This window comes from Pelomonas lactea (assembly GCF_043555885.1).
GTDB classification, from domain to species: Bacteria; Pseudomonadota; Gammaproteobacteria; order Burkholderiales; family Burkholderiaceae_C; genus Pelomonas; species Pelomonas lactea.
Genome location: NZ_JBIGHX010000004.1, coordinates 231,881 through 254,368, shown reverse-complemented (window position 1 = coordinate 254,368; position 22,488 = coordinate 231,881). Strand labels below are relative to the sequence as shown.

At 70.5% G+C, this 22,488-nt stretch carries 21 protein-coding genes; 13 read left to right on the top strand and 8 right to left on the bottom strand.

The genetic code is table 11. The features are described 5' to 3' along the window. Nucleotides 1-563: 563 nt before the first annotated feature. From ACG04Q_RS13825 to ACG04Q_RS13805, 5 genes are read left to right on the top strand one after another with little or no spacing between them, the layout of a single operon-like run. Nucleotides 564-746: a hypothetical protein gene (locus tag ACG04Q_RS13825; RefSeq protein WP_394511519.1), complete on the top strand. Its 183-nt coding sequence runs from the start codon at nt 564-566 to the stop codon at nt 744-746. A gap of 42 nt (nt 747-788) precedes the next feature. Continuing rightward, the gene (metG, locus tag ACG04Q_RS13820; RefSeq protein ID WP_394511518.1) at nt 789-2,864 is read left to right on the top strand and encodes a methionine--tRNA ligase; all 2,076 of its coding nucleotides are present in this window, start codon (nt 789-791) and stop codon (nt 2,862-2,864) included. A 31-nt stretch (nt 2,865-2,895) separates the two neighbouring features. Beyond that, a complete protein-coding gene (locus ACG04Q_RS13815; protein WP_394511517.1) occupies nt 2,896-3,630 on the top strand; it encodes a YoaK family protein in 735 nt (244 codons plus the stop codon). 29 nt (nt 3,631-3,659) lie between these two features. Next, nucleotides 3,660-3,860 carry a DUF3460 family protein gene (locus ACG04Q_RS13810; protein ID WP_394511516.1) on the top strand — a complete coding sequence of 67 codons (201 nt, stop codon included), beginning with the start codon at nt 3,660-3,662 and terminating at the stop codon, nt 3,858-3,860. Nucleotides 3,861-3,903: 43 nt separating this feature from the next. Next, nucleotides 3,904-4,746 carry a segregation and condensation protein A gene (locus tag ACG04Q_RS13805; protein WP_394511515.1) on the top strand — a complete coding sequence of 281 codons (843 nt, stop codon included), beginning with the start codon at nt 3,904-3,906 and terminating at the stop codon, nt 4,744-4,746. Between the two features lie 10 nt (nt 4,747-4,756). Here ACG04Q_RS13805 and ACG04Q_RS13800 read toward each other — a convergent pair whose 3' ends face one another. Continuing rightward, entirely contained in the window at nt 4,757-5,218 is a 462-nt protein-coding gene (locus ACG04Q_RS13800) for a SixA phosphatase family protein (protein ID WP_394511514.1), read from the bottom strand. A 7-nt stretch (nt 5,219-5,225) separates the two neighbouring features. Further along, nucleotides 5,226-7,310, bottom strand: coding sequence for a polyphosphate kinase 1 (ppk1, locus tag ACG04Q_RS13795; RefSeq protein ID WP_394511513.1), 2,085 nt, complete (start codon nt 7,308-7,310; stop codon nt 5,226-5,228). Between the two features lie 81 nt (nt 7,311-7,391). Here ppk1 and ACG04Q_RS13790 point away from each other — a divergent pair, with 81 nt between their 5' ends. The 5 genes from ACG04Q_RS13790 (at nt 7,392) to ACG04Q_RS13770 (ending at nt 14,772) form a co-directional block, all read left to right on the top strand. Next, entirely contained in the window at nt 7,392-8,267 is an 876-nt protein-coding gene (locus ACG04Q_RS13790) for a hypothetical protein (RefSeq protein ID WP_394511512.1), read from the top strand. Then, complete coding sequence (gene recJ, locus ACG04Q_RS13785; RefSeq protein ID WP_394511511.1) at nt 8,264-9,988, top strand: single-stranded-DNA-specific exonuclease RecJ; 1,725 nt, start codon at nt 8,264-8,266, stop codon at nt 9,986-9,988. Before ACG04Q_RS13790 ends, recJ begins: the two co-directional genes overlap by 4 nt. Nucleotides 9,989-10,112: 124 nt before the next feature. Continuing rightward, nucleotides 10,113-11,927 (top strand): bifunctional diguanylate cyclase/phosphodiesterase, encoded by a 1,815-nt coding sequence (locus ACG04Q_RS13780; RefSeq protein WP_394511510.1) that lies wholly within the window; start codon nt 10,113-10,115, stop codon nt 11,925-11,927. Nucleotides 11,928-11,969: 42 nt separating this feature from the next. After that, nucleotides 11,970-13,880 (top strand): methyl-accepting chemotaxis protein, encoded by a 1,911-nt coding sequence (locus ACG04Q_RS13775; protein WP_394511509.1) that lies wholly within the window; start codon nt 11,970-11,972, stop codon nt 13,878-13,880. A 22-nt stretch (nt 13,881-13,902) separates the two neighbouring features. Then, the gene (locus ACG04Q_RS13770) at nt 13,903-14,772 is read left to right on the top strand and encodes a 3',5'-nucleoside bisphosphate phosphatase (protein WP_394511508.1); all 870 of its coding nucleotides are present in this window, start codon (nt 13,903-13,905) and stop codon (nt 14,770-14,772) included. A gap of 7 nt (nt 14,773-14,779) precedes the next feature. On the opposite strand, the gene ACG04Q_RS13765 is transcribed toward ACG04Q_RS13770, so the two are convergent. Beyond that, the gene (locus ACG04Q_RS13765) at nt 14,780-15,829 is read right to left on the bottom strand and encodes a PEP-CTERM sorting domain-containing protein (RefSeq protein ID WP_394511507.1); all 1,050 of its coding nucleotides are present in this window, start codon (nt 15,827-15,829) and stop codon (nt 14,780-14,782) included. 195 nt (nt 15,830-16,024) lie between these two features. On the opposite strand from ACG04Q_RS13765, the gene ACG04Q_RS13760 reads away from it, so the two are divergent. Beyond that, nucleotides 16,025-16,660 (top strand): L-threonylcarbamoyladenylate synthase, encoded by a 636-nt coding sequence (locus ACG04Q_RS13760; RefSeq protein WP_394511506.1) that lies wholly within the window; start codon nt 16,025-16,027, stop codon nt 16,658-16,660. A 158-nt stretch (nt 16,661-16,818) separates the two neighbouring features. Continuing rightward, a complete protein-coding gene (locus tag ACG04Q_RS13755) occupies nt 16,819-17,058 on the top strand; it encodes a hypothetical protein (protein ID WP_394511505.1) in 240 nt (79 codons plus the stop codon). Between the two features lie 71 nt (nt 17,059-17,129). On the opposite strand, the gene ACG04Q_RS13750 is transcribed toward ACG04Q_RS13755, so the two are convergent. The 3 genes from ACG04Q_RS13750 to ACG04Q_RS13740 form a co-directional block, all read right to left on the bottom strand. Beyond that, nucleotides 17,130-17,501 carry a glutaredoxin family protein gene (locus tag ACG04Q_RS13750; RefSeq protein WP_394511504.1) on the bottom strand — a complete coding sequence of 124 codons (372 nt, stop codon included), beginning with the start codon at nt 17,499-17,501 and terminating at the stop codon, nt 17,130-17,132. Between the two features lie 19 nt (nt 17,502-17,520). Beyond that, on the bottom strand, nt 17,521-18,417 hold the full coding sequence (ppk2, locus tag ACG04Q_RS13745; protein ID WP_394511735.1) for a polyphosphate kinase 2: 897 nt from the start codon (nt 18,415-18,417) through the stop codon (nt 17,521-17,523). An 83-nt stretch (nt 18,418-18,500) separates the two neighbouring features. Further along, nucleotides 18,501-19,280: an oxygen-binding di-iron domain-containing protein gene (locus ACG04Q_RS13740; protein ID WP_394511503.1), complete on the bottom strand. Its 780-nt coding sequence runs from the start codon at nt 19,278-19,280 to the stop codon at nt 18,501-18,503. Nucleotides 19,281-19,420: 140 nt separating this feature from the next. Between ACG04Q_RS13740 and ACG04Q_RS13735 the strand changes: the two genes are divergently transcribed. After that, nucleotides 19,421-21,433, top strand: a complete 2,013-nt coding sequence (locus tag ACG04Q_RS13735; RefSeq protein ID WP_394511502.1) for a DEAD/DEAH box helicase — start codon at nt 19,421-19,423, stop codon at nt 21,431-21,433. A gap of 43 nt (nt 21,434-21,476) precedes the next feature. On the opposite strand, the gene ACG04Q_RS13730 is transcribed toward ACG04Q_RS13735, so the two are convergent. Beyond that, nucleotides 21,477-21,833, bottom strand: coding sequence for a RidA family protein (locus ACG04Q_RS13730; protein ID WP_394511501.1), 357 nt, complete (start codon nt 21,831-21,833; stop codon nt 21,477-21,479). Next, nucleotides 21,830-22,486, bottom strand: a complete 657-nt coding sequence (gene plsY, locus ACG04Q_RS13725) for a glycerol-3-phosphate 1-O-acyltransferase PlsY (RefSeq protein WP_394511500.1) — start codon at nt 22,484-22,486, stop codon at nt 21,830-21,832. The genes ACG04Q_RS13730 and plsY overlap by 4 nt, the downstream gene beginning before the upstream one ends. Nucleotides 22,487-22,488: the final 2 nt, after the last annotated feature.

Sequence of the window (22,488 nt, the reverse complement as noted above, 5' to 3'; positions counted from 1 at the left end):
AGTTTAGCCGCGGGCATGCCACCGACCTTGGGGACTCACCCCAACAGCACCGGCCTGCAGCGCCTCAAAAACGAGCACCGCAGCGCAGACGGCGGCCGATCAAGCACTTAGCGCCGCTGTCGTCAGTCGGCCCACAGACTTGTCCACAGTTGGCGGGGACAACACGCCCCGCCGTGTCCTCCGCAGCCGTGACATCTGCACTTCGCGGCTTGACTTATCCCCACTTCTGGCAATCGTCAAGTCTTTTGGACCCTGACACGCGTCGTTCGAGCGCCACCCCTAGCGCCGACGCTAAGTTGTTGATTCATATGGAAAGCTCGCCACTGCTCAAAAAAAGTGCAACCTAAGCGGACCCGCATCACACAAGGGCTTGGCGGCGATGGAGAGGGGTTCTCCACAAAGTTTTCCACAGACTCGGTGGATAGCTGGAAGAAGTATTACGAATCAGTGACTTAAGCGTGTTCCTTGATGCGTCATGGAGGTTTCAGCGCCAACTTGACAGCGCCGACAGCGCCGGGGGGCGCTACATTGGGCCGGCCCCCCCCCGTCACAGGAGAGTCCATTTGGCCACCCCGAACTACAGCTATGAAAAGCGCCAGCGTGAGCTGGCCAAGAAGCGCAAGGCCGAAGAGAAGCGCCAGCGCAAGCTCAACGGCAAGCCGGACGACACCGCCGCCGGCGACGAGCCCCAGGCCGAAGGGGAGGCCGGCGCCGATCCCGCCGCCCCCGCAGATCCGCAAACCTAGAATCCCGGGTTTCCCCCGTCCGGCCCCGCCGCCCCAGCGCCCATGCCCCGCCAGCTTTTCGTCACCACCGCCCTGCCCTACGCGAACGCCGGTTTCCACATCGGCCACATCATGGAATACACCCAGGCCGACACCTGGGTGCGCTTCCAGCGCATGGCGGGCCACGAGGTGCACTTCGTCTGCGCGGACGACGCCCACGGCGCACCCATCATGATCTCGGCCGAGAAGGCCGGGAAGACGCCGCAGGACTTCGTCGCCGGCATCGCCGCCGGCCGCAAGCAGTACCTGGACGGCTTTCACATCAGCTTCGACAACTGGCACTCGACCGACGGGCCGGAGAACCACGAGCTCTCCAAGGCCGTCTACCTCGCGCTGCGCCACAACGAGCTGATCTCGACCAAGACCATCGAGCAGTTCTTCGACCCAGCCAAGTCGATGTTCCTGCCGGACCGCTTCATCAAGGGCGAGTGCCCCAAGTGCGGCGCGAAGGACCAGTACGGCGACTCCTGCGAGGTGTGCGGCGCCGTCTACGCGCCCACCGAGCTGAAGAACCCGTACTCGGTGCTGTCCGGCGCCACGCCGGTGCTCAAAACCAGCGAGCACTACTTCTTCAAGCTCAGCGACCCGCGCTGCGTCGAGTTCCTGACGCAGTGGACGCAGGAGCCCGGCCGCCTCCAGCCCGAGGTGCTGAACAAGATCCGCGAGTGGTTCGAGACCGACGAGGACGGCAACAACAAGCTGTCGGACTGGGACATCAGCCGCGAAGCGCCCTACTTCGGCATCGAGATCCCGGACGCGCCGGGCAAGTACTTCTACGTCTGGCTGGACGCGCCCATCGGCTACCTCGCGTCGCTGAAGAACTACTTCGGCAAGACCGGTCGTGACTTCGACGCCTTCATGGCCGACCCGGCGGTGGAGCAGATCCACTTCATCGGCAAGGACATCACGTACTTCCACACGTTGTTCTGGCCGGCGATGCTGCACTTCAGCGGCAAGCATCAGCCCGACGGCACTTATGTGCCGCGCAAGACGCCCAACCACGTCTTCGTGCACGGCTTCATGACCGTCAACGGCGGCGAGAAGATGAGCAAGAGCCGCGGCACCGGGCTGGACCCCCTCAAGTACCTCAGCCTGGGCCTGAACGCCGAATGGCTGCGCTACTACATCGCGGCCAAGCTCAATGCCCGCGTCGAGGACATCGACTTCAACCCCGAGGACTTCGCCGCCCGCATCAACAGCGACCTGGTCGGCAAGTACATCAACATCGCGTCGCGCGCCGCCGGCTTCCTGACCAAGCGCTTCGACGGCCGCCTGAGCGCCGACCTTGGCGTGGAAGGCCGCGCGCTGCTGGATGCGCTGCGCGCGCACAGCGGCACCGTCGCCGAGCTCTACGAGACCCGCGAGTTCGGCAAGGCGCTGCGCGAGACCATGGCGCTGGCCGACAAGGTCAACGAGTACGTCGACACGCACAAGCCCTGGGAGCTGGCCAAGCAGCCCGGCATGGACGCCGCGCTGCACGACGTGTGCAGCGTCTGCATCGAGGCCTTCCGGCTGCTGACGATCTACCTCAAGCCCGTGCTGCCGGCCCTGGCCGCGCAGGTCGAGAGCTTCCTGAAGGTCGAGCCGCTGCAGTGGGCCGACGCCGCCCGAGCGCTCGGCGCCCACCAGATCGGCGCCTACCAGCACCTGATGCAGCGAGTGGACGTCGCCAAGGTCGAGCAGCTGTTCGAGGCCCCGCCGGCCCCGAAGGTGGTGCCCGGCGGCGAGGACATCGCCGCCGAGATCAAGATCGACGACTTCGCCAAGGTCGACCTGCGCATCGCCATGATCGTGAAGGCCGAGCTGGTGGAAGGCTCCGACAAGCTGCTGCGCCTGACGCTGGACGCCGGCGAGGGGCGCACGCGCAACGTCTTCAGCGGCATCCGCAGCGCCTACAAGCCCGAAGCCCTGGAAGGCAAGCTCACCGTGCTGGTCGCCAACCTGGCGCCGCGCAAGATGAAGTTCGGCGTCAGCGAAGGCATGGTCCTTGCTGCAAGCCATGCCGATGAGAAATCCACACCCGGCATCTTCGTCCTCGAGCCCCACGCCGGTGCCCAACCGGGCATGCGGGTGCGCTGAACGTCGGCGGGCCTGGGCTTCGCCGCTGTCCATGCCCGCGTCCTACGCCCGCCGCCTGCTCGCCGTGGAGCGCACGGCCGAGGGCAACGCCCACCTGGGCTGGCTGCTGGCCTTCGTGGCCGGCGCCACCAATGCCGGCGGATTCCTGGCCGTGCATCACTACACCTCGCACATGACGGGCCTGGTGTCCGCCGCGGCCGACGGCCTGGTGCTGGGCCAGCACGAAGCCTGGATGATGGCCGTGGGCGCGCTGCTGTTCTTCCTGGCCGGTGCGGCGACGACGGCCGTGCTCGTCAACCTGGGCCGCCAGCGGCTGGCGCACAGCATCTACGCGCTGCCGCTGCTGCTGGAGGCCGCCTGCCTGCTGGCCTTCGGCCTGATGGGCGCCTGGCTGGCCAGCCTGCAGGGCCTGCTGGTGCCCGCCACCGTGGCCGTGCTGTGCTTCACGATGGGGCTGCAGAACGCGCTGATCACCAAGGTCTCGCGCGCCGAGATCCGCACCACGCACGTCACCGGCATCGTCACCGACCTGGGCATCGAGCTGGGCCGCGCGCTGGTCGGCCTGGGCGGCACACCGATGCCCGCCAATACCGCGAAGCTGCGGCTGCTGGGCGGCCTGCTGCTGGCCTTCGCCGTGGGCGGCGTGGCGGGCGCCTGGGCCTTCAAGGCCATCGGCTACACGGCGACGCTGCCGCTGGCCGGTGCGCTGGCCTTCCTGGGCCTTGTGCCGGCGCTGGACGACCTGGTCCGCGCCCGCGCCCGATAAAATGCCGCGATTCGTTTGAAAGCATTGCCATGCCGCTGTTCTGGAAGCCCTACAAGTCCGAAGTCACCCAATTCATCGACCAACTCAAGGCGCAGCGCCCCACGCTGGAAGCCGAACAGCGCGCCGGCCGCGCGCTGCTGTGGGACAAGGAGCAGGACCGCTCCGCCCAGGCCGGCTTCAACGAAGCCCGGGTGCCGCAACAGCCCTACGTCTACCAGACCAAGGCATAAGGTCCATCGCGCCCCACCCAAGGGGCGCTGAAACGGCCCGCCGATGACCGCGGTCACCACGGACGACAACACCGATATCTCGTCGGATCTGCCGGAAGCGGTCGATACGGTGGCTGTCGCTCGCCTGTACGGCGAGCCGCTGTTCCAGATGCCGCTGGACCTCTACATCCCGCCGGATGCGCTGGAGGTCTTCCTGGAGGCCTTCCAGGGCCCGCTGGACCTGCTGCTGTACCTGATCCGCAAGCAGAACTTCAACATCCTCGACATCCCGCTGGCCGACGTGACGCGCCAGTACCTGAGCTATGTCGAGCAGATCCGCGTGCACAACCTCGAGCTGGCCAGCGAGTACCTGCTGATGGCCGCGATGCTCATCGAGATCAAGTCGCGCATGCTGCTGCCGCCCAAGAAGAGCGAGGACGGCAAGGAAGTGGAAGACCCGCGCGCCGAGCTGGTGCGCCGGCTGCTGGAGTACGAGCAGATGAAGCTGGCCGCCGCCCGGCTGGACCGCCTGCCCCAGCTGGGGCGAGACTTCCTGCGCGCGCAGGTCCACATCGAGCAGTCGCTGACGCCCACCTTTCCCGACGTCAACACCGCCGACCTGCGCGAGGCCTGGCTGGACATCCTCAAGCGCGCCAAGCTCAACCAGCACCACAAGATCAGCCGCGAGCAGCTGTCGGTGCGCGAGCACATGAGCATCGTGCTGCGCCGGCTGCAGGGCCAGCGCTTCGTCGAGTTCGAGCGCCTGTTCGACGTGACGCGCGGCCAGGCCGTGCTCGTCGTCACCTTCATCGCGATGCTGGAGCTGGCGCGCGAGCGCTTGCTGGAGATCACGCAGGCCGAGGCCTTCGCGCCCATCTACGTGCGGCTGGCCTACGCGCCCAACTGAGCCGCACCGCTCACAGCGCGTCGGGGCCCTGCACCGCGTGCAGCGTCACCTCGGGCTCACCGTCGCGCTGGCGCCAGCGCAGCCACCAGACGGCGCCCTTCTTCACCGCCCAGTCCTGCTGCACGCCGGCCAGCAGATGCGCAGCCACCTGCCCCAGCGTGGGCTGATGGCCGCACACCAGCACCGGCTCGCTGGAGCGCGGCCAGCGCACGGCCTCCAGCAGCGCGGCCACGGGCGCATCGGGCGCGATGGCCGGCACGATGCGCACCTCGCGGCCCAGCGCGTCCGCCGTCTGGCGGCAGCGCAGCGCGGGGCTGACGAGCACGCGCGTCGACGCGGCCAGCCGATGGTTCAGCCAGGCCGCCATGCGCCGCGCCTGGCGCTCGCCCTTGGGCGTCAGCACGCGCTGCAGGTCGTCCTGGCCGGGAGCGATGACTTCGGCCTCGGCGTGGCGCCACAGGATCAGGTCCATCGTCGCCTCACTCCGGGTCCGAGTAGCGCCGCATCAGCGCCTGCTGCGCACTGACGCCACCCTTGCCGCCATCGCCGCCAATGCGCACCGAGTGGCCATCCGGGCCCAGCTGCCACGCGTCCAGCGTGTCATGCAGATAGGGCTGTAGCGCCTCGTCGATGACGCGCTGCCGCAGCCTGGCGTCCAGCACCGGCCAGGCCACCTCGATGCGGCGGAACATGTTGCGGCTCATCCAGTCGGCGCTGGACAGGAACAGCGCCTCGCCGGGGTCGCTGTCGCTGCCCTCCGCCCAACGGAAGTAGCAGACCCGCGTGTGTTCCAGGAAACGGCCGACGACCGAGCGCACGACGATGTTGTCGCTGACGCCCGGCAGGCCCGGCGGCAGCATGCAGGCGCCGCGCACGATGAGGTCCACCTTGGCGCCGGCCTGCGCCGCCTTCAGCAGCGCGTGGATCAGCTCGGCATCGGTCAGCGCGTTGATCTTCACGACCACGCGCGCCGCCTTGTAGCCGGCGCGCGCCGCAGCCTCCACCTGGCCCAGCAGCTCCACCATGCGGCTGTGCATGTTGAACGGCGCCAGCAGCATGCGCCGCGGCGACTTGAACTTGCCCAGCGACGCCAACTGGCGGAACACCGAGTCGGCATCGGCCGTCAGGTCGGCGTCGGCCGTCAGCAGACCCAGGTCGGTGTAGAGCCGCGCCGTCTTGGGGTTGTAGTTGCCGGTGGAGATGTGCGCGTAGCGGCGCAGCTTGCCGCCCTCGCGGCGCGTGATGAGCAGCAGCTTGGCATGCGTCTTGTAGCCGACGATGCCGTACACCACCTGCGCGCCCACGGCCTCCAGCCGCTCGGCCCAGTTGATGTTGGCCTCCTCGTCGAAGCGCGCCTTCAGCTCGACGACGGCCATCACCTCCTTGCCGCGCCGCGCCGCCTCGATGAGCAGGTCCATCAGCTCCGACTTGGCGCCGGTGCGGTAGATGGTCTGCTTGATGGCCAGCACGTCGGGGTCGTTGACGGCCTCGCGCAGCAACTGCACGACCGGCTCGAAGCTCTCGAACGGGTGGTGCAGCAGCACGTCGCCCTTGCGCAGCTTGTCGAAGATGGACTTGTGGCGTGGCAGCCGGCCGGTGGGCCAGGCCGGTTCGAAGGGCTTGAAGCGCAGGCCCGGCGCGTCGGTCTGGTCGATGAGCTCGTTGAGCCGCACCAGGTTGACCGGGCCGTTGACGCGGTACAGCGCCGCGTGCGGCAGGCCGAACTGCTCCAGCAGGAACTCCGACAGCTCCGTCGGGCAGGTGTTGACGACCTCAAGCCGCACCGCGCGGCCGAAGTGACGCGTCGTCAGCCCCGAGCGCAGCGCGTGGCGCAGGTTGGCGATCTCCTCCTCGTCCACCTCCAGGTCGGAGTCGCGCGTGACGCGGAACTGCGAGAACGCCTCGACCTTGCGGCCGGGGAACAGCTCCTCCAGGTGGGCACGGATGACACTGGTCAGCAGCACAAAGGCCTGGCGCCCCTCGGACAGGTGCGCCGGCAGCTTGATGACGCGCGGCAGCACGCGCGGCACCTTGACGATGGCGATGCGGTTGTCGCGGCCGAAGGCGTCCTTGCCCGACAGCCGCGCGATGAAGTGCAGCGACTTGTTGGCCACCTGCGGGAAGGGGTGCGCCGGGTCCAGGCCCACGGGCACCAGCAGCGGCTTGACCTCGCGCTCGAAGAACTTGCCCACCCAGCCGCGCTGCGCCTCGTCGCGGTCGGCGTGGTTCAGGATGACGATGCGCTGCTTCAGCAGCAGCGGCATCAGCTGCTCGTTGAAGACGTGGTACTGCTCGTCGATCAGCGTGTGGGCGGCGCGACCTACGCGTTCCACGTCCTGGCCCGTGACGGTGCTCAGCGGGTCGCGCGCGGCCTCCAGCATGTCGGCGAAGCGCACCTCGAAGAACTCGTCGAGGTTGCTCGACACGATGCACACATAGCGCAGCCGCTCCAGCAGCGGCACGTCCTCGCGCTGCGCCTGGGCCAGCACGCGGCGGTTGAACTCGAGGATGGCCTGCTCTCGGTTGAGCAACTTCAACGGGGTCGGCGGTTGGGCTGTGGTCATGATGAAAAGTGTATGAACGCTTTATGACAGCCGTATGAGCCGCCGGGTAGCCGCCGCGGCCGGGTCCGGATAATCCTGCTCATGCACCTGATGATTCCCCATGCCAGCGCGCTGGACGAGGCCGCACGGCATGCGTTTGCGAGCCTGGCCCTGCCCAACCTTGCGGCACAACTGGCCCGGCTCACCCCCACGGACAACTGGGGCGGCGACGAGTTCTCGCCCCAGCCGCCGCACCAGCTCGCCCTCGCCGCGCTGCGCGGCCAGAGCCAGCCCAGCGCCGCGGCATGGGCGGTAGACGCAGGCCCCGAGCTGGCCTGGGCGCTGATGACGCCGGTGCACCTGGCCGTCGGCACCGATGGCGTGGACGTGCTGCCGCCGGCGGCGCTGAACCTGTCCGAATCCGACGCGGCGCGCTTCGCCGCGCTGCTGCAGGAGCTGTGGCCCGAGGCCGAGGGCTGGCAGTGGCGGCTGCTGGACGCGCACCGCTGGGCCATCGGCCATGCCAGCGCGCTCGACGGCTTGCAGGCCGCCAGCTTCGAACGCGCCGCCGGCCGCCCCATCGAGCCCTGGCTGCCCGAGGCCCGCGTGCTGCGCCGCTGGCAGAACGAGGCGCAGATGCTGCTGCACGGACACGCGCTGAACCAGGCGCGCGAGGCGCGCGGCGAGCACGCCATCAACTCGGTCTGGATAGGCGACATCGGCCGCAGCAACGGCCAGCCGGCCGACGTGACCGTCGACACCCGGCTGACCGAGCCGCTGCTCAACGGCGACCTCGCCGCCTGGGCCGAGGCCTGGCAGCGGCTGGATGCCGGCCCGTTGGCGCAGCCGCTGGACAGCCTGACCTTGAGCGGCGAGCGCTTCGCGCGCCGCTTCACCGCACAGCCGCTCTCCTTCGTCGAGAAGCTCAGGCGCCGCTTCAAGGCGCCGGACGTGGCAGCCGTGCTGGAGGCGCTGTGAACTCGCCGCGACTGATCGAGCGCGAGGTGAACCCGCGCACGGCCTGGGCGCTGGAGCAGGCCGGCGTGGCCCCGCTGCTGGCCCGGCTGCTGGCCGCGCGCGGCGTGCGCGACGCGGCGGAGCTGGACGAGAACCTGGCCCAGCTGCTGCCGCCCAGCGGCCTCAAGGGCCTGCCCGAGGCATCGGCGCTGCTGGCCGACACGATCCAGCGCGGCGAGCGCCTCGTCATCGTGGCCGACTACGACTGCGACGGCGCCACCGCCTGCGCCGTCATGCTGCGCGGCCTGCGCCTGCTGGGCGCGCAGCCGCAGCAGCTGGGCTACGTGGTGCCCGACCGCGCCGTCCACGGCTACGGCCTCACGCCCACCATCGTCGACCTGGCGCTGGAGCAGCAACCGCAGCTGCTGGTCACCGTGGACAACGGCATCGCCAGCCTGGCCGGCGTGGCCCATGCACGGGCGCAAGGACTGAAGGTACTGGTGACCGACCACCACCTGCCCGCACTCGTCGACGGCGCGGTCGTCGTCCCCGAGGCCGAGGCGATCGTCAACCCCAACCAGCCCGGCTGCACGTTCGCGAGCAAGTCGCTGGCCGGCGTGGGCGTGGCCTTCTACGTGCTGATGGGCCTGCGCGCCGAGCTGCGCGCGCGCGGTGCGTTCACAGAGGTGCCGCGGCTGGATGGCCTGCTGGACCTCGTGGCGCTGGGCACGGTGGCCGACGTCGTCAAGCTCGACGCCAACAACCGCCGCCTCGTCGCGCAGGGCTTGAAGCGCATGCGCGCCGGCCGCGCGCAGCCGGGCGTGATGGCGCTGTTCAGCGCGTCCAAGCGCGACGCCAGCAAGGCCCAGGGATTCGACCTCGGCTTCGCGCTGGGCCCGCGCATCAACGCGGCCGGCCGGCTGTCCGACATGACGCTGGGCATCGAGGCGCTGACCACCGACGACCCCGAGCGCGCGCTGGCGCTGGCCACGCAGCTGGACAGCATCAACCGCGAGCGCCGCGACATCGAGGCCGGCATGCGCGAGATGGCCGAGGCGCGGCTGGACGGCCTCGTCGAGGCGCTGCAGGGCGAGCTGCCGCCGGCCGTGGCGCTGTTCGACGCCGACTTCCACGAGGGCGTCGTCGGCATCGTCGCGTCGCGCATCAAGGACCGCGTGCATCGCCCCACCTTCGTGTTCGCGCGCGGCGCCGACGGGCATCTCAAGGGCTCGGGCCGCTCCATCCCGGGCTTTCACCTGCGCGATGCGCTGGACCTCGTCGCCAAGCGCGAGCCCGACCTGCTCGCCAAGTTCGGCGGCCACGCGATGGCGGCCGGCGCGACGCTGGCGGTGGACGATGTGAACCGCTTCGCGCTGGCGCTCGCTCGCGTCGCCGAGGAGTGGCTCAACGAACAGGACCTGACCCGCACGCTGCGCCACGACGGCACGCTGCCGCCGGACGACGCCACGCCCGCAACCGCGCGGCTGCTGGACGCGCAGGTGTGGGGCCAGGGCTTCGAGCCGCCGGTGTTCTGCGACCGCTTCGAGCTGATCTCGCAGCGCCTGGTGGGCGAGAAGCACCTGAAGCTGCGGCTGCGCCAGGCCGGCAAGCTCATCGACGGCATCTGGTTCAACCATGTGGACATGCTGCCCGAGCGCGTGGTGCTGGCCTACCGCCTCAGCCTCGATGAATGGCAGGGGCAACAGCGCGTGCAGTACGTGATCGAAGCCGCGCAGCCGTGACGGAGTTGGCAGGCGCGCCCGCGTCGCCCGCCCACGTCACCCGAGTGTCACAAGGTGTTTCAAGAATCCGGTCCGCCAGCCAGGCCCGGATGTCTCGGGCCGGCGGCCGACCCCGGAGCCCTGCATGCGCGACCACGCGCCCGACCCTCTTGCCGACGCGCTCGATCAGCTGATCGAGCGGCGCAGTTTCGACATTCACTTCCAGCCGCTGGTCGCCATCGACCGCGCCGAGATCTACGGCTTCGAGGCGCTGACGCGCGGGCCGGCCAACGGGCCGCTGCATTCGCCGCTGGTGCTGTTCGAGGCCGCCGCCCGCCTGGGCCGCCTGGTGCAGCTGGAGCACCTCATCGTCCAGCGCGCCATCCAGCGCTTCCGTGAGCTGGGCCTGCCGGGCCAGCTGTTCCTCAACGTGACGGCCGACACGCTGCTGCACGCCCGTGAGCACGCCGGGCTGCTGGCCGCGGAGCTGTCGGAGCTGGGGCTGCCGACGTCACGCGTCGTCATCGAGCTGACCGAGACCCGCCCCATCGAGGACCTGGCGCGGCTGGACGACGCGCTGCAGGCGCTGCGCGAACGGGGCTTTCGCGTCGCACTGGACGACCTGGGCGAAGGCTTCGCGTCGCTGCGGCGCTGGATGCAGATGCGGCCCGACTTCGTCAAGATCGACCGACACTTCATCGACGGCATCGCGCAGGAGCCGCTGAAGCAGCAGTTCGTGCGCTCCATCGTCGAGATGGCCGTCACCAGCGGCTGCGAGGTCGTTGCCGAGGGGCTGGAACAGGAGCCGGATCTCGACGTGCTGCGCCGGCTGGGCCTGTCCATCTGCCAGGGCTACCTGTTCGCCCGCCCCAGCGCCACGCCGCGCGCCACGCTGAGCGCGCAGTGGAGCGGCCGGCTGGCCACCGGCGCCCAGCCGCGGCTGCTGCAGAACGACCTGGCGCTGCCGCTGTCGCAGGGCGCCATCACCAGCGCCGCGCAGCTGGCCCGGCGCGCCCTCACCGTCACGCCTGCCAGCAACTGCCGGCGCGTCGTCGACCTGTTCCACGGCGACGACCAACTGCTCGCCATCCCCGTGCTGGACGACCAGCAGCGTCCCATCGGCGTGCTGCGCTCGCTGCACGTGCTCAAGCGCAGCACCGAGCGCTACTTCATGGACATCTTCGACAAGCGCAGCTGCGTCGAGCTGATGGATACGCACCCGCTGGTGTTCGACGTCTCCACGCCGCTGCGTGCGATGAGCGACGGCCTGGCCAACCTCGACGAGCGGCTGCTGATGGATGGCTTCATCGTCACCCGCGACGGCGCCTACTTCGGTTCGGGCCGCAGCTCCGACCTGCTCAAGGCCGTGTCCGACCTGCAGGTGCACGCCGCTCGCTACGCCAACCCGCTCACACTCTTGCCCGGCAACGTGCCCATCGACCACCACCTGGACCGACTCATCGAGGCCGGCGAGACCTTCGCCGCGGCGGTGTGGGACATCGACCACTTCAAGCCGTTCAACGACGTCTACGGCTACCGCATCGGCGACGACATCATCCGCCTCGCTGCACGCGTGCTGACGCAGGCCGCCGACCCGCAGCTGGATTTCGTGGGCCACATCGGCGGCGACGACTTCGTCATGGTGCTGGGCAGCGCCGACTGGGAGGCGCGGCTCACGCGCATCTGCGAGGCCTTCGACGCCGGCGTGCGCAGCTTCTTCTCGGCCGAGCACCTGGCCGCCGGCGGCTACGTGACGCTGAACCGCCAGAACCAGCCCAGCTTCCACCCGCTGCCCACCTTCTCCGCAGGCGCCGTGCTGCACGTGCCGGGCAGCTACGACAGCGCCCGGGCGCTGAGCGCCGCCCTCGCCGAGCCCAAGCGCGTGGCCAAGGGCCGCGCCGGCGGCAGCCGCTTCTTCGTCGACCGCCGCACGCCAGCGCGCGCGCTGCTGGCGGCCTGATTCGTCATCCGGGGCGCGCACCGCCGCCCCTCACCCCACGCCATGCAGTACCTCACCCAACCCTGGAGCCTGCGCACGCGGCTCGCCGTCGTCGCCTGCCTGTCACTGCTGCTGGGCGCCCTGCCAGGCGTCATGCTGCTGCGCGGCTACGCCACCCAGCTCGACACCGCCACCCAGCAGCACCACGCGCTGCCCGTCAACCAGGCCTGGCAATCCCTGCTGGCCCGGCTGCAAGACCAGCGCGGGCTGGCCGCCGAGGCGCTGTCGACCCGGCCCGACGGCCGGCCGCAGGCCGTGGCCGCCACCCAGGCCGTGCAGGCCGCCCTGGCAGCGCTGGACGCCGCGCTGGCCCACGGCCTGCCGGCGCCCCTGGCGGCCAGCCAGCGCGCGCACCTCGTCACGCTGCGCACGCGGCAAGCCGCGCTGGCCCAGGCCGTGGCCGAGGGCCCGCTGGACGTGCCGCGCCTGCTGTCTGCGCAGTCCGCGCTCGCCGACGCCGTCTTCGTGGCCATCGATGAGCTGAACGCCGGGGCCGGCCTGCTGCTGGACGCCGACGCCGCCTCGCGCTTCGCCATCGATGCCGGGCTCCAGGCCGCGCCGCGCGTGCAGGACGCGCTGTCCGAGCTGGCCGCGCTGGCCCGGGCCGCGGCCGTGGACGACCCGGCGCGCATGTCCACCGCCCACACCCGCTACCGCGAGCAAGCCGCACAGATGCAGCAGAGCCTGCGGCTGGCGCTGCAGGCCGACGACGCCGAGCTGAACCAGCGCCTCGCGCCGCTGCTGGACGCTGCGCGCGTGCAGCGCGAACAAGTCGACCAGACGCTGGACGCCGCCGCCCGCGACGTGAACTACCCGCTGGACCAGCTGGCCGGCAAGCTCGCCGACGCAGGCTCGCTGCAGGCCCGGCTCAGCGCCCAGGTCATGCAGGCGCTGGACGCCGGCCTGTCGTCACGCGCCGAGCGTGCTGCTCACCGCCGCAACGCGCTGATGGTGCTGTTGCCCGCCGTGCTGGCAACTCTGCTGTGGCTGATGGTGCGCGCCATCCGGCAGTTGCTGGAGCCGGTGCGCCAGATGGTGGCCGCGACGGAGCGAATCGCCGCCGGCGACCTCAGCGAACCCGTACCGCCGGGCCGCGCCGACGAGCTCGGCCGCGTGCTGACGGCCCTGGGCCACATGCAGCAACGCCTGCGCGGCCTGGTCGAGCGCATTCACGGCGATGCCGGCGGCATCCGCACCGCCGCGCGAGAGATCGCCACCGGCAACCAGGACCTGGCCCAGCGCACCGAGGAAGCGGCGGCCAGGCTTCAGCAGACGGCGGCGCATGTGCAGTTGCTGACCGACGCCGTCCGGCACAGCCGCGACGCCACGCGCCGCGCCGAGGCGCTGGCCGGCTCGACCGCTGATGTCGCGACACAGGGCGGACGCGTCGTCGCCGAGGTCGTGCGCAACATGCTGGGCATGGCCGAGGACAGCCGCCGCATCGCCGACATCACGGGGCTCATCGACGGCATCGCGTTCCAGACCAACATCCTGGCGCTGAACGCTGCCGTCGAGGCGGCGCGCGCCGGCGACGCCGGCCGCGGCTTCGCCGTCGTGGCCAGCGAGGTGCGCGCGCTGGCGCAACGCAGCGCCGACGCTGCGCGCGAGATCAAATCGCTGATCCAGCAATCCTTCGAGCGGGTGGACGCAGGCACCGCGCTGGCCGCCCAGGCCGGCAGCGCGGTCGACGCCATCCTGGGCCAGGTGAACGACATGGGGGCCCTCATCCACCGCATGGCCCAGCAGACGCACGACGAATCCGAGCAGGCCACCGAAGTGGGCGAGGCCGTGCGCGCCATCGACGCGATGACGCAGCAGAACGCCGCGCTCGTCGAACAGGCCGCGGCGTCGGCCGACAGCCTGAGAGCCCAGGCGCAGGGCATGGACGAAACCGTCAACGCGTTCCGGCTCTGACCCGGGCTGACACAATCAGGGCGTGAACCTCGACGCCAGCCTCAACGCCGACCTGCACTGCCACTCCGTCATCTCGGACGGCACGCTGACGCCCGAGGCACTGGCCGAACGTGCCAAGGCCGCCGGCGTGCAGCTGTGGTCGCTGACCGACCATGACGAGATCGGCGGCCAGGCCCGCGCCATCGCGGCGGCCAAGGCCAACGGGCTGGCCTACCTGACCGGCACCGAGATCTCGGTCAGCTTCGCCGGCCGCGTCGTGCACATCGTGGGCCTGGGCTTCGACCATGAGGCCCCCGAGATGATCGAGGGCCTCAAGGCCACCCGCGGCGGCCGCGAGCCGCGCGCCCGCGAGATGGCCGCCAGCCTGGCCGCAGCCGGCATCCCCGGCGCCTTCGAAGGCGCGCTGAAGTACGTGGGCAACCCCGACCTGATCTCGCGCACCCACTTCGCGCGCTTCCTCGTCGACGCCGGCCACTGCGCCGACGTGCCCGAGGTGTTCCGCCGCTTCCTGACCGAAGGCAAGCCGGGTTTCGTGCCGCACAAGTGGGCGGCGCTGAGGGATGCGGTGGGCTGGATCACGCGCGCCGGCGGCGTGGCCGTCATCGCCCACCCGGGCCGCTACGACTTCACGCCCACCGAGGAATACGCGCTCATCACCGAGTTCATTGCCCACGGCGGCCGCGGCATCGAGGTCGTCACCGGCAGCCACACGCCGGCCGAGTTCCAGGAGTACGCCGACACGGCCGTCGAGTTCGGCCTGCTGGCGTCACGCGGCTCTGACTTCCACTGCCCCGAGGAGAGCCGCATCGACCTGGGCGCGCTGCCGCCGCTGGCGGGCCGGCTGACGCCGGTGTGGCAGGCGCTGCAGGGCCGCATCCACCACGCCGGCTGAACCTCGCTCAGCCGGTGCGGCGCCGCCGCACGGCGCGCAGGCCCACCAGCGCGATCGCGGCCAGGGCCAGCGAGCCCGGCTCCGGCAGATCGTTGTCCGCGGCCAGCAGCTGCGGGTAGAGGAACTGACGCGTGCCGTACTCGTCGTTGCCCAGCGGCACCGGGTTGGTGACCGGATTGCCGGCGCTGATGCCCAGGCCGCGCGACTCCATCAGCAGATTGACACCCGCGAGCTGGGTCGTGCCGTCGCCGATGCCGTAGCGCTGCAGGCCCGCCGAGCCGGACGGGTCCAGCGGGTCGACCAGCAGCGCCCAGGAGTTGTTCAGCGTGCCGACAGGGTCGCCGGCACTGAAGTTGTCGTCGATGAAGTCGCCGGGGTTGATCTCGTGCTCGACGTCGCCCAGGCCCAACGCGTGGCCGATCTCGTGGGTCAGCAGGCGGCGGAACAGGTCCAGGTTGTACAGCGCGCCGCTGTTGCTGTTGATGTAGAGGTCCACGCCCGAGATGGCGCGCGAATCGGCATAGTTCGCCACGCCCGAGGTCAGCGTCACCGGCGAGTTGATGCCGTTGAACCAGGTCTCCGCCTGCCGGCCGGTGTTGCCCGGATTCCAGAAAAACGCGTCCGTCGTCGCGATGAGGTCGATCTCGGCACCGTTGATGTTGATGCCGCCGCCGGTCACGCCCTGCACGGCCGTGCCGAGGTCGGCCACGAAACTGAGTGACGTGCCCAGGTGACTCACGGGGTCCACCGACGTCCAGGCCGCAAAGGAATCCTGGATGGCCTGCGTGAAGGCCGCGACGGACGGCGGCCCGCCGGACCAGGAGAAGCTGTCGCGAAAGGCCTCGAACGATCCGCCGGACAGCGAATAGCGCAGGCCACCGTCCAGCGAGCGCTCGTTGCCACTGATCGTGCGGGCGGCCGCGTCCCAGCGGTAGATGCCGCCGGTCAGGCCCGTGGCGTCCATACCGAAGACGACGCCGGCCTGCGCCGAAGCCACGGAAGACAGCAGGGCCGCACAGGCAATGGCGCGAAGGCCCAGAACTCGCAACAGCTTCATGTCGGTTCTCCCGGCGAGTGGCGATGTCTCAGGGCCTACGCAAATTCCAGACCATCCACCGCCGCAGGCGATGGCCGCCATGGGAGAAACGGCGTCCGCGCCGCTGACGGCCCGCCACGGGCGCCACACCCGATGTAAAGCCGGCCGACACCGCGCAACGCGCCTCCGCCCCCACGGCGCCTGTAGCATGCACGCGTGGCCCAGCTCTTCGAAGTTCACCCCGACAACCCGCAGCCGCGCTTCCTGCGCCAGTGCGTGCAGATGCTGCAGGCCGGTGGCATCGGCGCCGTGCCCACCGACTCCAGCTACGCCTTCGTCTGCCACCTCAACGACAAGGCCGCCGCCGAGGCGCTGCGCCGCGTGCGCGGTGTGGACGACAAGCACCACCTGACGCTGCTGTGCCGCGACCTGTCGGAGCTGGCCACCTACGCGATGGTGGACAACCGCCAGTACCGGCTGCTGAAGCTGGCCACGCCCGGCGCCTACACCTTCATCCTGCCGGCCACCAAGGAAGTTCCGCGGCGGCTCTCGCACCCCAGCCGCCGCACCATCGGGCTGCGCGTGCCGGAGCACCGCGTCACGCAGGACCTGCTGGCGCTGCTGGGCGAGCCGCTGCTGTCCACGACGCTGATCCCACCGGGCGACAGCGAGCCGATGAACGATGCCGCCGACGTCTGCGACCGGCTGGACCGCCAGCTCGCCTTCGTGCTGGACGCCGGCGCCTGCCCGGCCCAGCCGACCACGGTGCTGGACCTCAGCCAGGGCGAGGAGCCCGTGCTGGTGCGCCAGGGGCGCGGCGAGCTGGCACGGCTGGGGCTGCAGCTGGACTGACCCTCGGGTTTACCGCAGCTCGTCCGGGCTTTCTGCAGTTCATCCAGCGGCGCCCGCGCTTGATCGCAGACGCCTGGAACCGGGCCGCCGCGATGACGAAACTGACTCCATCGAACCAGCAATCACGCGGTTCGAAACCCACCGAAACGGAGTCCATCATGAACCTGCAAGACACCCTCTTCACCGCTGTCCTCGGCGCCGCCGCTGCCCTGACCTTCGCCTTCGCCGCCCAGGCCGCGCCGCAGCCCACCGTCAAGCTGGAACGCGTCGTCGTCACCGGCAAGGCCGTCCGTGAAGTCGCACAGCTGCCGCGCGTCGTCGTGACCGGCTACAGCGAAGCCACGCTGCTGCGCAACACCACGCTGGCCGCCGCCAAGCCCGCCACCAAGCGCATCTGAGCCGGGCGTCAACTCCATGCGAACGACGCCTCTTTCCACCGTTGCCGAGCCGAGTCGCCAGCGCTGCTGAGTCAGCGCTGCCGACTCGGCTCGGCCTGTTCGTCGTCCATCAATTGCAGCAGGCGCGCGCGGTCGAAACCCAGCACCGTGTGCCCGCGCACGACCAGCGTGGGCGTGCCGAGGCCGCCGCGGGCCAGATAGTCCGCACGGCACTGCGCATCGCGCTCCAGGAAGCATTCCTGGAACGGAATGCCCTCTGCCGTCATCCAGCGCCGCGCGGCGGTGCACCAGCCGCAGCTCTGCGACGAGATCATGCGGATGTCGCCGGGCTTCACCCGCGCCGCCAGCCGTTCGCCGTCCCGTGCCGACACATGGCTGCGCCAGGCCCAGGACCCGCCCCACGCCAGGGCGACAACGACGAACAGCGACACGGGCAGCTTCATGCCCGCATGGTAGGAAGGATCAATACACCTCGGGCACCATGATGCTTTCCGGCACCGGGTTGCGGCTGTAGTCCTCCGCCCGCTCGCGGGCCGGCAGCTCGATGTCGGCATGCGGCACGTCTTCGTAGGGTATCTGGCCCAGCAGGTGGTGGATGCAGTTCAGCCGCGCGCGCTTCTTGTCGTCGGCCTTGACGACCCACCACGGAGACTCCGGCGTGTGCGTGCGCTCCAGCATCACCTCCTTGGCCACCGTGTAGGCCTCCCAGCGGCGGCGCGACTCCAGGTCCATGGGGCTCAACTTCCACTGCTTCAGCGGATCGTGGATGCGGCTCAGGAAGCGGATGCGCTGCTCGTCGTCGCTGATCGAGAACCAGTACTTGATGAGCTGGATGCCCGAACGCTGCAGCATGCGCTCGAACTCCGGCGCGGAGCGGAAGAACTCCTCGTACTGCTCGTCGGTGCAGAAGCCCATCACGCGCTCGACGCCGGCGCGGTTGTACCAGCTGCGGTCGAACAGCACGATCTCGCCGGCCGCCGGCAGGTGCGACACGTAGCGCTGGAAGTACCACTGCGTGCGCTCGCGGTCGTTGGGGGCCGGCAGTGCCGCCACGCGGCACACGCGCGGATTCAGCCGCTGCGTGATGCGCTTGATGACCCCGCCCTTGCCCGCCGCGTCGCGGCCCTCGAACAGGATGACGACCTTGTGCCCCGTGTGCTGCACCCAGTCCTGCAGCTTCACCAGCTCGCTCTGCAGCCGGAACAGCTCGCGGAAGTAGCGCCTGCGCTGGGCGGCCTCGTCTGCCGGCGCGTCACCGGCCGCCTCACCGTAGTCGCGGTCCTCCAGTTCGAGCTCCAGCTCTTCGTCGAAATCGTCCTGCAGATCGCGGTGAATGCGCTTCACCAGCTCGTCCTCGATATGCCCCACGGCAGCTCCCGGCTGAAAGCCGGCAGGCTAGCGGGCGCATATGGCGCCGCAATGACGGCGCCGCAGCATCCGACTCAGCCCGGCACCCGGTAGTTCGCCGCGCCGAACAGGTCCACGCCGCATTCCAGCTGCTCCACCCAGGCGATGAACTCTTGCACGGCGGCGCCCACCATCGGCGCGCCGTGCTGCGGCGCGATCATGCGGATGTCCAGCTGCCGCACCATCGCCGCCCACAGCCGCAGCACCTTGTTGCTGACCATGTAGCGGCGGTGGAAGCCCTCCATGCGCGGGATGTGCTCGGCCAGCGACGTGACGGGCTGCTCGGGGTTCAGGCTCACGCCCATGGAGGCGCCGAGGTCGCCCGAAAACAGGATGCGGCTGACCGGGTCGTAGAACTGGAAGTTGCCTTCGGCGTGCAGGAAGTGCGCCGGCAGCGCCCACAGCTCGAAGCGGTCCGCCCCCGTGCCCAGCCGCAGCCGCTCGCCGGCGTCGGGCAGCCCGACGATGCGGCCGGCCGTCTTGCCGGGCTTGCAGAAGTGCGGCGCGAAGCGCTCCCAAACGCGCGAGATGTAGACCGGCGCCTCAGTGGCCGTCATCCAGCGGTCCAGCGACGCGATGATGTCCGGGTCAGCGTGGGAGGCCAGGATGGCCGCCAGCTTGTGCGGGGGGAAGAACCGCGACATGCCCAGGTACAGCTCGTGGTACGCGATGTTGCCGCCGGGGTCGAGGATGGCGCCGGTGTCGCCGTTGACGAGCAGGAACTGGTTGGACTGCACGGCATCGCCGCCCTCGTCGCCCAGCCGCGCGAACATGACGCAGACATGCCGGTCCTGGCGGAACAACTCGATGGACATCGTGGCAACCCGGGGAAGTGATGGTGGCTGCGCAGGCTAACCGCGCCACGCGTGGCGGGTGTTGAGCGGGATCAAGACGGCACAAGATACTGGATGCATTTACAGTTGCGCCCTTTCGCGCTTCCGAGACCCCAGTTGCCATGAGCCTTGCCGACGTCCGTGCGGCGCTGAACGCCGAGCTGTCGGCCACGCCCGAGTACTACGACTTCAAGGTGCTGCGCGCGGAGCGCGATGGCGCCCTGTGGCGCGTCACGCTGGAGCCCGGCTATGTGTTCGCCGAGGGGCAGAGGCCGGGCGCCGCGTCGGCCCAGGCGCTGCTGGACGACAGCCTGGACGGCGCCTCGGCATGGTGGGGCTCGCCAGCCAAGGGCGGGGCCGGCGTGCTGGCCGTCGTCGCCGAGAACGACGAGCTGGTGCTGCAGAACGCCAGCGGCCCGCCACCGCCGGCGGGGCACCTGATCCGGCTCTACCCCACGCGCTTCCTGAACGCCGTGGCCGATGCCTGGTGGGACACGCCGTGGGCCGAGGCCGCGCTGGCCTGCCTGCCCGACCTGTCGGCACCCCAGCCGCTGCGCGGCGGCACCCCGCTGACCGGCGAGCCCTTCCGCTGGCTGCGCCCGGCGCAGCGGGCGGCGCTGTCGCTCGCCAGCTTCAGCAGCGCCTTCCTGTGGGGGCCGCCGGGCACCGGCAAGACGACGACGCTGGGCGTGCTGCTGGCCGAGTACCTGGAGCGCCACCCCACCGCGCGCGTGCTGCTGCTGTCCACCACCAACCACGCCGTGGACCTGGCAACGCTGGCCGTCGACAAGGCGCTGCAGAAGGGGCGGCGCGAGCACCTGCGCGCGGCCGTGCAGCGGCTGGGCACTCGCTTCGACGCGGCGGCGTACGACGGCCGCGAGCACCTCATCCCCACGCAGGACCGTGACCTCATCGCCCGCCTGGCGCGCGCCGAGGGCCAGCGCCCCACGGCCCGCGATGCCCAGGCGCTGAAGGCCTGGGCCGACCGCGTGAGCGACCTGCGCGACGAGCTGCGCGCCTCGTCGCTGAAGGTGCTGCAGCGCTGCCGGCTGGCCAGCATGACGACCACGCGCGCCGCCTTCACGCTGAAGACGCTGCGCGAGCTGACCCCCGACGGCGAGCCGCCGTTCGACCTGCTGGTGTTCGACGAGGCCAGCCAGGTGAGCCTGGCGCATGCGCTGGCGCTGATGCCGCTGGGCCGCGCGCGGCTGTTCGCGGGAGACCCGCAGCAGCTCTCCCCCGTACAGCGCAGCGAGGACCGGCTGGCCCGGCGCTGGCTGGGCCGCTCGGCGTTTGCCGAGATGCCGCGCGCGGGCGCCTCGGTGGCGCTGCTGGACGAGCAGTCGCGCATGGCGCCGCCCGTCGGCGAGCTGGTCAGCCAGCTGTTCTACGACGGCATGCTGCGTGTGGCGGCCGATGCGCAGGCCACGCCGGACTGGCTGGCGGCGCGCCAGCGCACGCTGGGCGACATCGCCGCCGATGTCCACGTCCATGTACACCCGATGAAGACCGACGGCGGCTGGGTGGCGGCCGAGCGCGGGCCGGTGCGGCGCGAGTCGGCCGAGGCCATTGCCGAGCTGCTGGCGCAGGCGCTGGCCAGCGGGCAGTGGCAGCCCGAAGAGCTGATCGTGCTGACGCCGTTCCGCGCCCAGCGCGCGCTGATCCGCCAGCGGCTGCGCGCGCGGGGGCTGCCGGAATCGCTGCGCGTCAGCACCGTGCACCGCGCGCAGGGCAGCGAGGCGCCGGTGGTGCTGTTCGACCCGGCCGACGGCGCCCAGCCCTTCCTGCACGGTGAGGAGGCGCAGCGGCTGCTCAACGTGGCGCTGAGCCGCGCGCAGGCCAAGCTCGTGCTGTTCGTGTCGCCGGCGGACGCGGCGGGCGGGTTCCTCGGGCCGCTGGTGCGCAAGCTGCGGCTGGCGTCAGACCCGCGCGCGGCGACGCCGCTGGAGGCGCTGGCGCGCCTGCCGGGCTTTCCCGCCAGCGCGGTGGGCCGGCGCGTGACGGCGGGCCGGCATGCCGGCGAGCTGGTGCGCGCCAGCGGCGACGGCCGCGAGTTCTGGCTGGTCAATGAAAAAACCGGTGCCGAGCAACGCTTCGACACCGGTTTCTGGCTGCAACGGGCAGCCCGACCCTAGCGAGCTGTTCGCTGCGCTCGAGCGGGCCCGTGCCGCACGCTCGTCAGACCGCCGCGGTCACGACGATCTCGACCTTCCACTCCGGCCGTGCCAGACCGGCGATGACGGTGGCGCGCGGCGGCGTGTGGCCGGGCGACACCCAGGCTTCCCACGCGCTGTTCATGCCGGCGAAGTCGGCGCGGTCGGGCAGGAAGATCTGCGCGCGCAGGATGCGGCTCTTGTCGGTGCCGGCGCGGGCCAGCAGCTTGTCGATGGCGGCCAGCACCTGGGCGGTCTGGCCCTCGATGCCGACGCTGGTGTCCTCGGGCACCTGGCCGGCCAGGTAGGCCACGCCGTTGTGCACGGCCATCTCGGACATGCGGGCGCCGACGTCGAAGCGTTCGATGGATTGCTTGCTCATGATTTCTTGCGGGGTTTGGTGGAGGGGTTCGGTTGGGCGCCGGCGGCCTTGGCCCCAAGCTTGCTCTCGGTGCCGGCCATCAGCTTCTTGATGTTGGCCTGGTGGCGCCACACCAGCAGCAGACCCATGATGATGAGCGCCAGCGCCGTGGGGCCGGCTTCCCAAATGAGCAACTGATACATCGGCGCGAACGCGGCCGACACGATGGCCGCCAGCGACGAGTAGCGGCTGAACCAGGCAATGATGAGCCAGGTCGCCAACGTCGCAACCCCTAGCAGGGGGTTGAGGCCGAAGATGACGCCGGCCGCCGTGGCCACGCCCTTGCCGCCCTCGAACCTGAAGAACACCGGCCACAGGTGGCCCAGGAAGGCGCCCAGGCCGACCAGCGCGGCCGTGCCCTCGCCCAGGCCATGAGGCGCGCCCCACAGGTAGACGGCCAGCACGGGCAGGTAGCCCTTCAGCGCATCGAAGACAAGCGTCAGGATGGCCGCGGCCTTGTTGCCTGAGCGCAGCACGTTGGTGGCGCCGGGGTTGCCGGAACCGTAGGAGCGCGGATCGGACAGCCCCATCGCGCGGCTGACGATGACGGCGAAGGAGAGCGAGCCGATCAGGTAACCGGCGACGGCGGCGAGCAGAGGAAGAAGAGTGTCCATGC

Bases quoted from the DNA above. Each gene is read 5' to 3' on its own strand.
- plsY (WP_394511500.1), bottom strand. From the start codon at position 22,486: ATGGACACTCTTCTTCCTCTGCTCGCCGCCGTCGCCGGTTACCTGATC.
- ACG04Q_RS13765 (WP_394511507.1), bottom strand. From the start codon at position 15,829: ATGAAGCTGTTGCGAGTTCTGGGCCTTCGCGCCATTGCCTGTGCGGCC.
- ACG04Q_RS13800 (WP_394511514.1), bottom strand. From the start codon at position 5,218: ATGGACCTGATCCTGTGGCGCCACGCCGAGGCCGAAGTCATCGCTCCC.
- ACG04Q_RS13810 (WP_394511516.1), top strand. From the start codon at position 3,660: ATGCCGCTGTTCTGGAAGCCCTACAAGTCCGAAGTCACCCAATTCATC.
- ppk1 (WP_394511513.1), bottom strand. From the start codon at position 7,310: ATGACCACAGCCCAACCGCCGACCCCGTTGAAGTTGCTCAACCGAGAG.
- ACG04Q_RS13790 (WP_394511512.1), top strand. From the start codon at position 7,392: ATGCACCTGATGATTCCCCATGCCAGCGCGCTGGACGAGGCCGCACGG.
- ACG04Q_RS13755 (WP_394511505.1), top strand. From the start codon at position 16,819: ATGAACCTGCAAGACACCCTCTTCACCGCTGTCCTCGGCGCCGCCGCT.
- ACG04Q_RS13815 (WP_394511517.1), top strand. From the start codon at position 2,896: ATGCCCGCGTCCTACGCCCGCCGCCTGCTCGCCGTGGAGCGCACGGCC.
- metG (WP_394511518.1), top strand. From the start codon at position 789: ATGCCCCGCCAGCTTTTCGTCACCACCGCCCTGCCCTACGCGAACGCC.
- ACG04Q_RS13740 (WP_394511503.1), bottom strand. From the start codon at position 19,280: ATGTCCATCGAGTTGTTCCGCCAGGACCGGCATGTCTGCGTCATGTTC.
- ACG04Q_RS13730 (WP_394511501.1), bottom strand. From the start codon at position 21,833: ATGAGCAAGCAATCCATCGAACGCTTCGACGTCGGCGCCCGCATGTCC.
- ACG04Q_RS13735 (WP_394511502.1), top strand. From the start codon at position 19,421: ATGAGCCTTGCCGACGTCCGTGCGGCGCTGAACGCCGAGCTGTCGGCC.
- ACG04Q_RS13805 (WP_394511515.1), top strand. From the start codon at position 3,904: ATGACCGCGGTCACCACGGACGACAACACCGATATCTCGTCGGATCTG.
- ACG04Q_RS13750 (WP_394511504.1), bottom strand. From the start codon at position 17,501: ATGAAGCTGCCCGTGTCGCTGTTCGTCGTTGTCGCCCTGGCGTGGGGC.
- ACG04Q_RS13780 (WP_394511510.1), top strand. From the start codon at position 10,113: ATGCGCGACCACGCGCCCGACCCTCTTGCCGACGCGCTCGATCAGCTG.
- ACG04Q_RS13775 (WP_394511509.1), top strand. From the start codon at position 11,970: ATGCAGTACCTCACCCAACCCTGGAGCCTGCGCACGCGGCTCGCCGTC.